The sequence below is a fragment of the Actinacidiphila yeochonensis CN732 genome (assembly GCF_000745345.1).
In the GTDB taxonomy this organism is placed as follows: Bacteria; Actinomycetota; Actinomycetes; order Streptomycetales; family Streptomycetaceae; genus Actinacidiphila; species Actinacidiphila yeochonensis.
Genome location: NZ_JQNR01000004.1, coordinates 158075 through 172559, shown reverse-complemented (window position 1 = coordinate 172559; position 14485 = coordinate 158075). Strand labels below are relative to the sequence as shown.

Sequence of the window (14485 nt, the reverse complement as noted above, 5' to 3'; positions counted from 1 at the left end):
CTACCGGTTAGGCGCGCCTCACCACCGCAGGTCATCGCACATGACAACGGTCTCCAGTATCGGCTTGCCCACGGTGGGTCACCGGTGTTGACTGGACGGCCGGACGCAAGCAGCCGTCCGGCCACGCGCCGCGGCCGGAGCGCACCGCAAGCGGAAGGGGGCCTCGCGGATGGGGGCAGCGATCGGACACGGTCACGCCCACGGACCCGCTTCCGGGTCCTCCGGGGGCTGCCCCGGGGAGCCGGACGTACCGGAGCCGGGCCCGGACCGCGATCCGGGTCCGGGCGGGGAGCCCGGTGGCGGGTCCGGCACGGGGCGCGAGACGCCCGGGCGCGGGAAAGGCCACACCACGGGCGGCGACAGGGGCCGTGGAAAGGACGGCCACGGGCGCGGTCACAGCCACGGACACGGCCACGGCCACGGCCACGGCCACGGACTGCCGGGCGGCACGGCGGGCGCGGCCCACCGGGGCCGGCTCCGGATCGCCCTGGCGATCACCGTACTGGTGCTGGTCACCGAGGTGGTCGGCGGCCTCCTCACCGGCTCGCTGGCGCTGCTGGCCGACGCCGGCCACATGGCCACCGACGCCGCCGGGCTGGGCATGGCGCTGCTGGCGGTGGGCATCGCCGCCCGGCCGCCGAGCGAGCGGCGCACCTTCGGCCTGGCCCGGGCGGAGATCCTGGCGGCCGTGCTCAACGCGGTGCTGCTCTTCTGCGTCGGCGTGTTCATCTTCTACGAGGGTGTGCGCCGGCTGATCTCCCCGGAGGGCTTCGACGGCGGCGCGACGATCGTCTTCGGCCTGGTCGGCCTGGTGGCGAACTCGGTCTCGCTGATGGTGCTCACCGGCGGGCAGCGGGAGAGCCTCAACGTGCGCGCCGCGTTCCTGGAGGTGCTCTCCGACGCGCTCGGGTCGTTCGCGGTCGTGGTGTCGGCCGTGGTCTTCCTCACCACCGGCTGGCCGGAGGCGGACGCGGTCGCGTCGCTGCTGATCGGCGTGCTGATCGTGCCGCGCACCTGGCAGCTGCTGCGGGAGGCCGTGGACGTGCTGCTGGAGGCGGCCCCCAGGGACGTGGACATGGCGCAGGTGCGGCGGCACATCACCGGGCTGAAGGGCGTGGAGGGCGTGCACGACCTGCACGCCTGGACGATCACCTCCGGTCTGCGGGTGCTTTCGGCGCACGTCGTGGTCAGCCAGGAGGTGCTGGACTCCGTCGGCTACGAGAGCATGCTGCACGACCTCCAGGGCTGTCTGGGCGCGCACTTCGACGTGGAGCACTGCACCTTCCAGCTGGAACCGGCCGGCCACCAGGCCCACGAACCGGGGCAGTGCGGCTGACCCGGGCCCCGGCCCCCGTGCCCCGCGCCGTCGGGTCCCGGCTCCCCGGCGTGTTCCGCCGCCGTGTCCGCCGCCGCGCGGTGCCGGTGCGGCCGCCGCCGGCGTGCGGCGGCGCGCGGCACGCCGGCGCGTACCCACCGTCGCGCGCCGAGGCGCCGGTCCGGCACGGTGACGCGCGCGCCGATGCCGTGGGGCGGTGAGGCAGACTAAGCACTCGTCGTCGAACGTGAAGGATGGAAATGCCAACCAGCCCCGCCAGCGGCCGACCCGGCTCGTCCGCCACCGCGCCTTCCGCCAACGGGTCCGTGCCCCCGGCGCAGGAGCCCGAACCGATCATGCTCGAACTGGTCGACGAGGACGGCGTGACGATCGGCACGGCGGAGAAGCTGTCGGCGCACCAGGCGCCCGGACGGCTGCACCGGGCCTTCTCGGTGTTCCTCTTCGACGACGAGGGCCGGATGCTGCTCCAGCGCCGGGCGCTGGGCAAGTACCACTCCCCCGGTGTGTGGTCCAACACCTGCTGCGGCCACCCGTACCCGGGCGAGCCGCCGTTCGTGGCCGCCGCACGGCGCACCGCCGAGGAGCTGGGGGCGGCCCCGGCTCTGATGCGCGAGGCCGGCACGGTCCGCTACAACCACCCCGACCCGGCCTCCGGGCTGGTGGAGCAGGAGTACAACCACCTGTTCGTCGGCCTGGTCCACGACCCGCTGCGGCCGGACCCGGACGAGATCGGCGAGACCCTCTTCGCCACGCCCGCCGAGCTGGCGCGGCTGCGGGAGAACGGCACGTTCTCGGCCTGGTTCCAGACCGTGCTGGACGCCGCGCTGCCGGGCGTGCGGGAGATCACGGGCGCGGCGGGCTGGTAGCCCGCCGGGCCGGGCGCACCGCCGGCGGCGGCCGACCGCCGCCTCAGTCGCCGAGCGGTGCGCGCAGCGGGACGGCGGCCCAGACGATCTTGCCGCCGGACGGGGTCGGCGTCACCTCGCAGGTGCCGCCGGCCTCGTCGGTGATGCTCTTGACCAGCAGCAGCCCGCGGCCGCCCGTGCGCCCGTGGTCGGCCTCCAGGGCCTGGGGCCGGTAGGGGTGGTTGTCCTCGACGGCGATGCGCACCCACTCCGGCCCGATCGCGACCTCCACCCCGACCTCGGGTGAGAGCACGGCGGCGTGCCTGACCGCGTTGGTGACCAGCTCGGAGAGGATGAGCAGCAGCCCGTAGCGGGTGTCCTCGTCCACCGGTACGGCCTGGTCGCGCAGCAGGGCGCGCACCCCGTGGCGCACCTGGGGCACCGACGCGTCGACGGCGGGGACCGTGATCCGCCACACCCCCTCGTACGGTCTCGGTGCCGGGGCCTGACCGAGTGGGACGCTCCCGCGGAGCTCCATGACCGCACCCACCATCGCCTTCGCGTGACGTCGCTGCCGAAGGGCCGCCGGACCGGCCGCCCCGATTCACCTGTCGAGTGTCAGTGACAAGTGCACCTGCACGTGCAGGAGAGCGGAAGTCCACCAGGTTTCGACGGTTTACGACCGGTTGCGGCGTCATTCGATCGAAGGGCGACCAATGGTGGCCGAATGGCGCGTGGTTAGGATCGTCCCTCGGCGGGCGGCACCGCCCCCTGTTCCCGGGTCCGGCAGCCGCACTCCGCGCGGCGCCGTACTCCCGGCGTCCGCCCGGCGGCCCCCGGCCCGTCCGCCCCGCGTCAACCCCACACCTCCGCCGACTCCCCCTGTCCCCCGGTCCGGCCCGGTCCTCGCCCGGTCCCCGCCTGATCTCCGCTTGATCCCCCCCGATCCCGCCTGTTCAAGGAGCCCCCCCATGTCCCCCTTCGGTCCCGGCCTGCTGGTGAGTACCGAGGGCGGCGTGGCCACCGTCACCCTCTCCCACCCCGAGCGCCGCAACGCCATGACGCTGGGCATGTGGCGGGCACTGCCCGGCGTGCTGGCCGGGCTGACCGCGGACCCGGGGGTGCGGGTGCTGGTGCTCACCGGCGAGGGCGGTGTCTTCAGCGCCGGCGCCGACATCTCCGAGCTGTCGGCTCCCGGCGGCGTGCGGGCGGCGCAGCAGGCGGCCGTGGCCGCCGAGGAGGCGCTCGCCGCCTTCCCCAAGCCGGCGCTGGCGGCGGTGCGCGGCTCCTGCGTGGGCGGCGGCTGCCAGCTCGCGGTCGCCTGCGACCTGCGGTTCGCGGCCGAGGGGGCCCGCTTCGGGGTGACGCCGTCCCGGCTCGGCCTCGTCTACCCGCCCGCCGCCACCCGGCGGCTGGCCACGCTGGCCGGCTCCGCGATGGCCAAGTACCTGCTCTTCTCCGGCGACCTGGTGGACGCCGGGCGGGCGCTGCGCGCCGGGCTGGTCGACGAGGTCCTCCCGGACGACGAGCTGGACGCCCGGGTCGCCGGATTCGCCCGCGCGCTCACGGAGCGGTCCCTGCTGACGCAGTACGCCGCCAAGGAGCTGGCCGGCCCGCGGCCCCCGGCGCCGGAGCGGATCGCCTTCTGGCAGCGGGCGGCGGCCGAGCCGGCCGCGGCGGCGGAGGCCGCGGAGGGCACGGCCGCCTTCCTTGAGCGGCGCCCGCCCCGCTTCACCTGGGCACCCGGGACCGGTCCGGACCTCGGCTCCGCCTGAGGTTCAGCCTGAGGGTCCGTCCGGGGTTCCGCCTGAGGTTCGCCTGAGGGTCCGTCCGGGGTTCCGTCCGGAGGTTCCCCGAGACGCGGGGAACGGTGGCAGCGGGTCAGAGCACCCGGGTCGCGCCCACCGTCGCCCGCTGCGCAGGGCCCTGCGGCATCGCGGGGTGCCGTCCCAGCAGCAGCACACCGCCGATCACGGCGGCCAGCCCGGCGGCCTGCCAGGCCAGCGCGCCCGGGGTGACCCGCAACTGGTCGCCGAGGAAGCCGATGCCGCAGGCGATGCCGGCCAGCGGCTGGGCGGCGGTCAGCGAGGGCAGCGACATCCGCAGCGGCGCCGCCTCGAACGCGGACTGCACCAGCAGCATCCCGGTGATGCCGATCCCGAGTACCGCGTAGGGCTGCCAGTGCGTCAGCAGCGCGGCGACCCCCTCGGCCTTGGCGATGGAGCCGCTGGTGCGGGTGAGGGCGTCCTGGAGGCCGTACATCAGGCCGGCGGACAGGGCGAGCAGCGCCGCCTCCGACGAGGGCGGCAGCCGGCGCGCCCACAGGGTGACCGTCAGCGCCAGGCCGGCCACGATGCCGAACACCAGCCAGTGCCGCAGCGCCCCCGCCACCTCCCCGCCGCTGTGCGGCTGCCCGGCGACGATGAACGCGGTGACGCCGAGCGCCAGCAGCAGGACCCCGCCCCAGCCGGACCAGCCCAGCGGCTGGCGGGGCGACAGCCAGCGGGACAGGGCCATGGCGAAGAGCAGGTTGGTGGCCGTGAGCGGCTCCACCAGGGTCACCTCGCCGAAGGCGAGGGCCACGGCGCTGAGCACCTGCCCGGCGACCATGAAGCCGACGCCGAGCAGCCAGTCCGGCATGCGCGCAAGGTCGAGCAGCAGCCGGAAGGAGAGGAAGTCCGAGAGCGGGGCGCGGGCCGCCGCGCGCTGCTGCAACACGAATCCCAGCCCGAGGCAGCAGGCGGCACTGACTCCGAGCAGGAAGACGGCCACGCGGTCACTGTAGCTCCAGCTCCGGCGGCGACCCGGTGTTGCCGGGCCGCGCCGCCGCAAACGGGTCAGGCCGGCCCGTTCGCGGCGGCGCCCCCACGCGGACTGCCGATCGGCCGGCCCTTCCCGCCCCGGACGCTCCGCACCGTCAGGGCCCCGAGCGCCGTCAGGGCCCTCGGGTTCCCCCTGGACTCCTCAGGGCCGGGCGCTGGGCACCGTCTGGGCCGACTCCCACATCGTCATGAAGGCCGTCCGCAGGCACGCGGCGAGCGCCGGGTGCTCGATGTAGAGCGCCGTGGTGGCGTCGGTGCCGGCCACCGGGTCGGGCATGTCGCACAGCACCAGGGACTCGTCGGCGACGACCAGCTTCAGCGGCAGCTTCGCGGCGAACCGGCTCTCCTCCCCCGCCGCGCCGAACCGCCGCACGTTCTCCAGCACGTCCGCGTCGTCCAGCGCCTCGTAGGTGTAGATCGCCCGTACGGAGCCCCCCGCCCGCCGCAGCCGGCGGACCACCTTGATGCCCATGGCGTTGATGGGCGAGGCGACGAAGGGGGGTTTGCAGAAGCTCAGCAGCTCGTGCCGGGCCTGGTTCTGGATGTCGGCGAAGGCCTCGCCGATGGACTTGGGGTCGCGCAGGATCTCGACGTAGTCCAGCGGGACGGTCTGCGTGCGGCCGTCGGACCACAGCGGCACCAGCGCCGCGGTGAGCGCGGCGGACGTACGGTCCAGCCGCTCCAGCGTCTCGCGCTGGAGCGCCATCAGCCGGGCCACCGCGAGTTCGGGTGCGACGGCCGAGAAGGTGGCCACCCGCCCGGGGCGGGCGGTCGCCAGCCGGCGGCGCACCAGCGCGTCGAGCACGTCGTAGACCCGCTGCCGGGGCACGTCGGCCTCGCGCGCCACCTCGGCCGCCGTGTAGGACTCCCGTCGTACGAGGGCGAGGTAGACCCGGGCCTCGTACCGCGCGAGCCCCAGCGCGACCAGGTCGTTGACCGGCTCGTCCTCCGTCTCCATGGGCCCTGACGGTATAGCGCGGAGATCGTTGAGCGGAAGCGTGCCAGCGAAGCTTTCCGCAGAGCATCGCCGAGTGAGTCATGGTCAATCCTTTGCCAACACCAGGTAGTTCCTTGACGATGCTCCTCACTACCTTCAACACGCCACCACTCAACAGGGTGGCAGTGAACGGGAGTTGGCATCCGCCCCAGCGGGCTCGCCCGCTCCGCGCACCGCAGGAGGCATCGGCCCCACCTGCTCCACCGCCGGCGCCCCGCACCCCGCGCCGCCCGCCTCCCGCACCCGCCGCACATCGGCACCGCCCGACCGGCGCATGCGCCGCACCGCCCGCGCACGGCACCCGCACCGCACCCCCGAGCGCACAGGCGCCACCCCTGAGTCCGGGACCAACCCGGAGCGCAGGTGGAACGCCGCACGCGATCACTTGTCATGACCTTGACATTGACTGCTGGATCTACGCGCGTCGTTCCGGAATCCGACCCCATGGAGGGCAGTTCCTTGCACCTGACCCCCGGCCCCGTCAGACGGGCCATCCGCCGCACGGCCATCGCGGCCCTCGCCGCGGGCGCACTCGTCACCGGCGGCCTGGCGGCCGCCGCGCCGACGTTCGCCGCCGCGCCGTCGGCCTCGTCGTCCAGCACACCCGCCGTCACCGGCAACGGCACCGCCGCCGTCGGAACGACCGTCGGCGACGCCCAGCACCTGTGCGCGGCCCCGTCGAAGGGCCAGGCGTCCTGCCTGGCACTGGCCCGCACCGACGTCGCGCACCACCTGGGGATCACCCCGCTCGCCACGCCGAGCGGCTACGGCCCGACCGACCTCAAGAGCGCCTACAACCTGCCCACCGGCGGCTCCGGCCAGACCGTGGCCATCGTGGACGCGCAGGACGACCCGAACGCCGAGTCGGACCTGGCCAGCTACCGCTCCCAGTACGGCCTGGCCGCCTGCACCACGGCCAACGGCTGCTTCAAGAAGGTCAACCAGAGCGGCGGGACCAGTTACCCCAGCGCCGACTCCGGCTGGGCCGGCGAGATCTCGCTCGACCTGGACATGGTCAGCGCGGTCTGCCCGCAGTGCCACATCCTGCTGGTCGAGGCGACCTCGGCGAGCATGAGCGACCTGGGCACCGCCGTCAACGAGGCGGTCTCGCTGGGCGCGAAGTACGTCTCCAACAGCTACGGCGGCGACGAGGACTCCTCGGACACCACGGCCGACAGCCAGTACTTCAACCACCCCGGCGTGGCGATCACCGTCAGCTCCGGTGACGAGGCGTACGGCGCCGAGTACCCGGCCTCCTCGAAGTACGTCACCGCCGTCGGCGGCACCTCGCTGAAGACCTCCAGCAGCACCCGCGGCTGGACCGAGACGGTGTGGAAGACCAGCAGCACCGAGGGCACCGGCTCCGGCTGCTCCGCCTACGACGCCAAGCCCACCTGGCAGACCGACACCGGCTGCTCGAAGCGGACCGTCGCCGACGTCTCCGCCGTGGCCGACCCGGCAACCGGTGTGGCCGTCTACGACAGCTACGGCGCCAGCGGCTGGCAGGTCTACGGCGGCACCAGCGCCTCGTCGCCGATCATCGCCTCCGTCTACGCCCTGGCCGGCACCCCGGCCGCCGGCACCGTCCCGGCGTCCTACCCGTACGCCCACACCTCGTCGCTCAACGACGTGACCTCCGGCAACAACGGCTCCTGCTCCGTCAGCTACCTCTGCACCGCCGGGACCGGCTACGACGGCCCGACCGGCCTCGGCACGCCCAACGGCACCGCCGCCTTCACCAGCGGCAGCGGCTCCACCGGCGGCAACACCGTGACCGTCACCAACCCGGGCAGCCGCTCGACGGCGACCGGCACCGCGGTGAGCCTCCAGGTCAGCGCCAGTGACTCCGCCTCCGGCCAGAGCCTGGCCTACAGCGCCAGCGGCCTGCCCGCGGGCCTGTCGATCAGCTCCTCCGGCCTGATCTCCGGTACGCCGACCACCGCGGGCACCTACAGCGTCACGGTGACCGCCACCGACGGCACCGGCGCCTCCGGCAGCGCCTCCTTCACCTGGACCGTCACCGGCTCCGGCGGCGGCACCGGCGGCTGCACGGCGTCCCAGGTCATCGCCAACCCGGGCTTCGAGTCCGGCACCGCGTCCTGGACCGCGAGCTCGGGCGTCATCGACGACAGCACGGACGCCCCGGCCCACGCCGGCAACTACAAGGCCTGGCTCGACGGCTACGGCACCACCCACACCGACACCGTCTCCCAGTCGGTGACCGTCCCGGCCGGCTGCACCACGGCCTCGCTCAGCTTCTACCTGTACGTCTCCACCGACGAGGCCACCACCGGCACCGCCTACGACAAGCTGACCGTCGCGGCCGGCAGCACCACGCTGGCCACGTACTCCAACCTCAACGGGGGCAGCGGGTACGTGCAGCGGACGATCGACGTCTCCTCGCAGATCGGCAAGACCTTCACCCTGAAGTTCACCGGCGCCGAGGACTCCAGCCTCGCCACGTCGTTCCTCATCGACGACACCGCGCTCAACGTGAGCTGACGCGGGACAGCGCTTCACGGGACCCGGGCCGGCTCCATGCCCGCCCGGGTCCCGTACTCCGTAGGGGGCTGCTCGCGCCTCGGAGGGCCTCGGAGGGCCTCCGACCGTGCCCAGGCCGGCCCGAGGACCGTCGGGCCGGCAGCGGCGTGCGGACGGGCCAGCCGGCCGGCGTACGGGCCGGCTGGCTGGCCGGCCGGCGGTGTCAGCTCTCGGTGACGCGGCCCGCGTCGACCCGGAAGCGCCGCGTGGTGTGCACCGCGTCCAGCATCCGCCGGTCGTGCGTGACCAGCAGCAGCGTGCCCTTGTACTCGGCCAGCGCCGACTCCAGCTGCTCGATGGCGGGCAGGTCCAGGTGGTTGGTGGGCTCGTCGAGCACCAGCAGGTTCACGCCGCGGGCCTGGAGCAGCGCCAGGGCGGCCCGGGTGCGCTCCCCCGGCGAGAGGGTCGCGGCCGGCCGCAGCACGTGGTCGGCCTTCAGCCCGAACTTCGCCAGCAGGGTGCGGATGTCGGCGGGCGCCATGTCGGGCACGGGCCCCCGGAAGGCGTCCAGCAGCGGCTCCTGACCGCGGAAGTGCCCGCGCGCCTGGTCGACCTCGCCGACCAGCACCCCGGAGCCGAGCGACGCCTGGCCGGCGTCCAGCTCCGCCCGGCCCAGCAGGGCGGCCAGCAGCGTGGACTTGCCGGCTCCGTTGGGGCCGGTGACGGCCACCCGGTCGGCCCAGTCGACCTGGAGGTCCACCGGGCCGAGCACGAAGTCCCCGCGCCGCACGACGGCCTGCCGCAGCGTGGCGACCACCGCTCCCGAGCGGGGCGCGGCGGCGATCTCCATCCGCAGCTCCCACTCCTTGCGCGGCTCCTCCACGACGTCGAGGCGCTCGATCATCCGCTCGGTCTGGCGGACCTTGGACGCCTGCTTCTCGCTGTTCTCGCCCCGCGCCTTCCGGAGGATCTTGTCGTTGTCCGGAGCCTTGTGGACCGCGTTGCGCACGCCCTTGTCCATCCAGCCGCGCTGGGTACGGGCCCGGGCCTCCAGGCTGGCGCGGGTGCCCGCGTACTCCTCGTACTCCTCGCGGGCGTGCCGGCGGGCGGTCGCGCGCTCCTCCAGGTAGGCCGCGTAGCCGCCGCCGAAGACGGAGACCTGCTGCTGGGCCAGGTCCAGCTCGACCACCCGGTCCACGGTGCGGGCCAGGAACTCCCGGTCGTGGCTGACCAGGACGGTACCGGCGCGCAGGCCGGTGACGAACGCCTCCAGCCGCTCCAGGCCGTCGAGGTCCAGGTCGTTGGTGGGCTCGTCGAGCAGGAAGACGTCGTACCGGCTGAGCAGCAGCGATGCCAGGCCGGCACGGGCGGCCTGGCCGCCGGAGAGTTCCGGCATCGTACGGTCCAGGCTGACGCCCAGGCCGAGGGAGGCGGCTGCCTCCTCAGCGCGTTCGTCCAGGTCGGCGCCGCCCAGGGCGAGCCAGCGCTCCAGGCTGTCGGAGTACGCGTCGTCGGAGCCGGGCGCACCCTCGGCCAGGGCCTGGGTGGCGGTGTCCAGAGCGAGCTGGGCGGCGGCGACGCCGGTGCGCCGGGCCAGGAACGCCCTGACGGTCTCCTCCGCCCGGCGGTCGGGCTCCTGCGGCAGGTAGCCGACGTTGGCGGTGGCCGGGGAGGTCCGTACCTCGCCCTCCTCGGGCGCGGTCAGGCCGGCCAGCAGCCGCAGCAGCGTGGACTTGCCCGCACCGTTGGCACCGACCAGACCGACCACGTCCCCGTCGGAGACGACCAGGTCCAGCCCGGTGAAAAGGGTTCGCTCGCCATGGGAGGCGGCGAGGTTCTTGGCAACGAGAGTGGCACTCACAAGAGTCGGAATCCTACCGTCCCGCCGAGGCCGCGAGCGAAGCCGTTCCGGCGGGCGCCCGTCGTCACGGCAGCGCGCTGGGCGCTTCCCCCGCACACCCGCCCGCCCGAAATGCGGTCGGAAACCCGACAAAACGGATTTACCCCCTGCCCCGCGGGCAGGCGAAGGGGAGAGGAAGAAGGGAAATCGGCCCCGGAGGGAGGCACGCCGCCATGGGAAGGACCGGATACGAACCGACGCAGGCCCGCAGTCCGCTGCGGCTGCGGCTCGGACTGGCCCTGTTCGGACTGGTGTGGGGCGCGGTCGCGGCCGTCGGTTTCGCCGTGGTCGGCCAGCCGGCCTGGGCGGGGATCTGCGCGCTCATCGCGGCACTGGCGCTGGCGGACTGCGCCGTCGTCGTGCACCGGATGCGCCAGGGGCCGCACTACCAGCCCGGCCGCGACGTCCCGCCGTACCGCCCGGTGGAACGGCCGCGCCACAGCAGCCGGCGCTGACCGGCGGGGCGCGGGGGACAGCGAAGGGCCCGGCGCACAAGCGCCGGGCCCTTCGTTTCGTAGCGGGGACAGGATTTGAACCTGCGACCTCTGGGTTATGAGCCCAGCGAGCTACCGAGCTGCTCCACCCCGCGTCGGTGAACACCACTCTACGGGCACCCGGCCCGGACACCAAATCCATTGGCCGGCTCGTCGTAGAGTTCCGGGTCTCCGTCGGCACTCTCGGTCGATCTTTGGCGGCGGGCTGGCGATCTTCCGGGCGCGTCAGCAATGCCAGAAGGCGACGTCGATCGCTTCAGGGAAGATCTCGGCCATCCTGCGCCTGACCTCGGTCGGTTTCCTGCGGTCATCGCATGCCTACTGAGCGTACGAGCGCCAAGGGCGGCGCGCAGGGGCCGCGGAGGCTTCGGTCCGGCGCGAGGACGACTCGGTCCTCAGCGCGGAGTCAGCCAACCACGAAGGGGCCGATCAGCGACCGCAGGTGCGGAGACGGCTCCCACCGTCGTCGAGCGTGTGGCCGGCCATGGCGGATGGCGACGAAGAGCGCCTGCTCGATGATGTCCGTCTCGTCGTGGTTGAGAAGCACGCTGCCCGGCAGCAGGTCAGCGGTCATTTCTCGCGGATTCTCTGCCGCCACCACGCCGCCGCGTGCCACGAACTGACGGATGCGGCCCGAGGGTCGGGCAGAGTTCGACGGAGGAACTCCTCATCCAGCCGGGCGACGGTCCTGCCGAGCTCCGCCCGGGCTGCGGGGGGCAACCGGCGGAGCGCCTCTTCAAGGATGTCTCGAGCGTCCGTCGGGTCGCAGCAAGGGCACTCGTCCCACGGCAGGCAGAGGAATCTGCCGGGTTGGTGGAGGAAGCGCTCGTATCGGTGCAGGGCCTCGGAGACCGCGCCACGCCCGAGATGCCGGGCTTCGATCCGGTGGATGGCCGACAGGGTCCGGTGGGAAACGCCGGGAATCCGGCGGACTGGACCATTGTCGCTGCGGGCTGGCCACCACTGGGAGCGGATGGCGCCGGGCGGCCTACGCGCCATCGGCCTTTCGGGTCTGCGTCATGGTGCCCATCATGCCAGTCCCCAGGGACATCGTCAGTGGGCAGGCCGGCAGGGAACACCAGGGCCGCGTCCGGGACGATCGTCTACGGCCAAGGGGTGACCCGGCCCCCGCGCCGAGAGACTGCTGAAGATCAGCCGATCGGTTCGCTGCCGACCCGACCCAGAATCCGTTGTTCCAGCAGGACCCGCTGCCAACGGAACACCGAACCCGCACTCGCGCGCCGAACAGCCTCGGCGCGGCTGCGGCTCGGGCCGCCGCGCCCTACGCTGGACCCACGCGAAGGGTGACACAAGGGGTGAAACGTGCCACGCATCTGGTCGGGGAGTCTGACGTTCTCGCTGGTCACGATCCCCGTCACGCTGGAGGCCGCGACCCGCAGCCACAAGGTCGCCTTCCGCCAGGTCCACACCGAGGACGGCGGCCGGGTGCGGTACCGCAAGACCTGCGAGCTGGACGAGCGGGTGCTGGAGCAGGAGGACATCACCCGCGCCTACGAGGCCCCGGACGGCACGCTCGTCGAGGTCACCGACGACGAGCTCGACGCGATGCCGCTGCCCACGGTGAAGACCATCGAGGTGAGCGGCTTCGTCGAGCTGGAGAAGGTGCCCCCGGAGCAGTTCGACACCCCGTACTTCCTCGCCCCCGCCTCCCCCGCGGCCAACAAGCCGTACGTGCTGATGCGCGACGCGCTGGCGCAGGCGGGCAAGGCCGCGGTGGGCAAGCTCGCCCTGCACGGCTCCGAACGGCTCGCCCTGGTCCGCGCGCTGGACGAGGTGCTGGTGCTGCAGATGCTCCACTGGAACGACGAGCTGCGAGCGGACGCGGGCGCGGCACCCCAGGAGGGCGTGGAGATCAGCGAGGAGGAGCTGAGGGGGGCGATGGAGCTGGTCGCGTCGATGAGCGGTGCCCACGTCGAGGACTACCACGACGACTACGGCGCGGCCGTCGAGTCGCTGATCACCGCGCGGGCTGAGGGTGAGGAGCCGCCGGAGGCGGAGTCCGCCGCCGAGCGGGGCGGCAAGACGGTGGACCTCATGGAGGCGCTGTCGGCGAGCGTCGACCGCGCCCGCACCTCCCGCGCCTCCGGCTCGTCCGACGCCTCGGGCAAGGAGACCCGGGACGCCGACGTCACCCACCTCCACGAGCACCGCGCGAAGCGGAACGCCGCGAAGAAGGGGACGGGCGGCCCGGCGAAGCGGACGGCGAAGAAGGAGTCCTCGTCAGCCGCGTCGGACTCCACCGGGGAGAGCGGCGGGCGGTCGAGGGCCAAGAAGGCCGAGCCGAAGAAGACGGCGAAGAAGACCGCCCGGTCGAAGCAGAAGGCCGCGGGCTCCGCTTCCCGCCGCCGCACCGGCTGACGTCGCGCCGATCACCGTCGCGGGTTCCCGTCGGCGGCTCTGCGGGCGGGCTACTTGCCCGCGCCCACGGGGTCGACGGTGAACGTGGGGCCGGGGTCGTTGCTGGCCGGCACGTTGACGGCCAGCGACAGGGTGTGCGCGTGGGTCTCGTTGGGCGGCGTCACGACGAGGCTGGTGAACGTGAGCCCGCTGCCGCCGGTGTTGTTCACCGGGAAGTGCAGCGTGAAGTTGGTCTCCTGCCCGGACCGCAGCGTCACGTCGGGCGCCGCGAGGCCGCTGCGCGCCGCGCTGACGGTGCCGTACATGCTCTTCAGGTCGACGCCCGGGAAACCGTGCATCGTGCAGGTGCCGGCCCCGGTGTTGGTGAGGTTGATGAGCACCTCGCCCTCCGCCATGCCGTGCGAGCTGCTGAAGGAGAGGTTCGCCGTCTGGCAGATGCCGGCATCGGCGGTGCCGGAGCCGCCCGAGGAACCCCCGGCGGAACCGTTCGAACCGCTCGACCCGTTCGAGGAGCCGCCGGCAGAGCTGCTGGTGGCCGCCGCCGGCTGACCGCCGGCCGCGCTGGAGCCGTCGTCGCCCGAACCCCGCGGCGCCGTCGAGGAGGAAGCAGCGGGCGCCCCGGCAGAAGCCCCCGCAGCGGCGGAAGCACCGTTCGTGCCCCCGTTCCCGCAGGCCGTGAGCGTGAGCCCGGCAGCCAGGGCGACGAGGGCCAGAGCCGAGATCTTCCGAGCGCGCATTGCTTCTCCTCCACCAGGGGCCCGCCTGTGCGGCCAGGCCTTTCACCCCATCGGACACCACCGCCACCTGCACGGTTGCGGAACCGGCCCACCCGGACACGCCTGTGACACGGAGGGAGAACGCCCGTGACGTACGGCCGGAGCCTCAGGCACCGCAGGGCATCCGGGCGTACGCCACGGGTCGGCCGGGAGGCGGCGCCGAGGTGGCGGCAGGAGAGGGGCGGTCCGGCTTCCGTGGGTTCGGGCTCGCCGTGAGCGCCGGCCGGCAGAGCACCTGGCCGGACCGTCCGTCCACCACCGTCGACGGGCAGCCGGGCCGCAGCCCAGAAAAGCAGAAAACCCCTGCTCAGCAGGGGTTTCAGCTGGTGTCCGAGGGGGGACTTGAACCCCCACGCCCGATAAAGGGCACTAGCACCTCAAGCTAGCGCGTCTGCCATTCCGCCACCCGGACCGGTGGAGTCGCCGCGGCGCGTGCGTCGCGGTGACAGGAACAA

Annotated in this window: 13 protein-coding genes and 2 tRNA genes; 7 read left to right on the top strand and 8 right to left on the bottom strand. The window is 73.5% G+C overall.

Going from position 1 to position 14485, the window contains the following annotated elements; translation table 11 throughout:
* Positions 1 to 436 precede the first annotated feature (436 nt).
* On the top strand, positions 437 to 1336 hold the full coding sequence (locus BS72_RS07635; protein ID WP_051950988.1) for a cation diffusion facilitator family transporter: 900 nt from the start codon (positions 437 to 439) through the stop codon (positions 1334 to 1336).
* Positions 1337 to 1575: 239 nt separating this feature from the next.
* Positions 1576 to 2202 (top strand): isopentenyl-diphosphate Delta-isomerase, encoded by a 627-nt coding sequence (idi, locus tag BS72_RS07625; RefSeq protein WP_037908171.1) that lies wholly within the window; start codon positions 1576 to 1578, stop codon positions 2200 to 2202.
* A 43-nt stretch (positions 2203 to 2245) separates the two neighbouring features.
* On the opposite strand, the gene BS72_RS07620 is transcribed toward idi, so the two are convergent.
* Entirely contained in the window at positions 2246 to 2719 is a 474-nt protein-coding gene (locus BS72_RS07620; RefSeq protein ID WP_037909449.1) for an ATP-binding protein, read from the bottom strand.
* Between the two features lie 433 nt (positions 2720 to 3152).
* On the opposite strand from BS72_RS07620, the gene BS72_RS07615 reads away from it, so the two are divergent.
* The gene (locus BS72_RS07615; RefSeq protein WP_051950796.1) at positions 3153 to 3956 is read left to right on the top strand and encodes an enoyl-CoA hydratase/isomerase family protein; all 804 of its coding nucleotides are present in this window, start codon (positions 3153 to 3155) and stop codon (positions 3954 to 3956) included.
* 106 nt (positions 3957 to 4062) lie between these two features.
* Here BS72_RS07615 and BS72_RS07610 read toward each other — a convergent pair whose 3' ends face one another.
* Entirely contained in the window at positions 4063 to 4953 is an 891-nt protein-coding gene (locus BS72_RS07610) for a DMT family transporter (protein ID WP_037908168.1), read from the bottom strand.
* 192 nt (positions 4954 to 5145) lie between these two features.
* A complete protein-coding gene (locus tag BS72_RS07605) occupies positions 5146 to 5961 on the bottom strand; it encodes a TrmB family transcriptional regulator (protein WP_037908165.1) in 816 nt (271 codons plus the stop codon).
* Between the two features lie 498 nt (positions 5962 to 6459).
* On the opposite strand from BS72_RS07605, the gene BS72_RS07600 reads away from it, so the two are divergent.
* Positions 6460 to 8502, top strand: coding sequence for a putative Ig domain-containing protein (locus BS72_RS07600; protein WP_407638943.1), 2043 nt, complete (start codon positions 6460 to 6462; stop codon positions 8500 to 8502).
* 202 nt (positions 8503 to 8704) lie between these two features.
* On the opposite strand, the gene BS72_RS07595 is transcribed toward BS72_RS07600, so the two are convergent.
* Positions 8705 to 10342, bottom strand: coding sequence for an ABC-F family ATP-binding cassette domain-containing protein (locus BS72_RS07595; protein WP_037908164.1), 1638 nt, complete (start codon positions 10340 to 10342; stop codon positions 8705 to 8707).
* 212 nt (positions 10343 to 10554) lie between these two features.
* Here BS72_RS07595 and BS72_RS07590 point away from each other — a divergent pair, with 212 nt between their 5' ends.
* Complete coding sequence (locus BS72_RS07590; RefSeq protein ID WP_037908163.1) at positions 10555 to 10836, top strand: DUF6343 family protein; 282 nt, start codon at positions 10555 to 10557, stop codon at positions 10834 to 10836.
* A 60-nt stretch (positions 10837 to 10896) separates the two neighbouring features.
* Here BS72_RS07590 and BS72_RS07585 read toward each other — a convergent pair.
* Together BS72_RS07585 and BS72_RS36345 are read right to left on the bottom strand one after the other, a co-directional pair.
* Positions 10897 to 10970, bottom strand: a tRNA-Met gene (locus BS72_RS07585).
* Positions 10971 to 11281: 311 nt separating this feature from the next.
* Positions 11282 to 11449 carry a hypothetical protein gene (locus BS72_RS36345; RefSeq protein ID WP_157856170.1) on the bottom strand — a complete coding sequence of 56 codons (168 nt, stop codon included), beginning with the start codon at positions 11447 to 11449 and terminating at the stop codon, positions 11282 to 11284.
* A 749-nt stretch (positions 11450 to 12198) separates the two neighbouring features.
* Here BS72_RS36345 and ku point away from each other — a divergent pair.
* A complete protein-coding gene (gene ku, locus BS72_RS07580) occupies positions 12199 to 13254 on the top strand; it encodes a non-homologous end joining protein Ku (protein ID WP_037908161.1) in 1056 nt (351 codons plus the stop codon).
* Positions 13255 to 13304: 50 nt separating this feature from the next.
* Here ku and BS72_RS37865 read toward each other — a convergent pair whose 3' ends face one another.
* Complete coding sequence (locus BS72_RS37865; RefSeq protein ID WP_232792267.1) at positions 13305 to 13634, bottom strand: DUF4232 domain-containing protein; 330 nt, start codon at positions 13632 to 13634, stop codon at positions 13305 to 13307.
* Here BS72_RS37865 and BS72_RS37860 point away from each other — a divergent pair.
* Positions 13627 to 13803: a hypothetical protein gene (locus BS72_RS37860; protein WP_232792266.1), complete on the top strand. Its 177-nt coding sequence runs from the start codon at positions 13627 to 13629 to the stop codon at positions 13801 to 13803. The two genes, BS72_RS37865 and BS72_RS37860, sit on opposite strands and share 8 nt — an antisense overlap.
* A 551-nt stretch (positions 13804 to 14354) precedes the next feature.
* Here the strand turns inward: BS72_RS37860 and BS72_RS07570 are convergent.
* Positions 14355 to 14442 (bottom strand) — tRNA-Leu (locus tag BS72_RS07570).
* Positions 14443 to 14485: the final 43 nt, after the last annotated feature.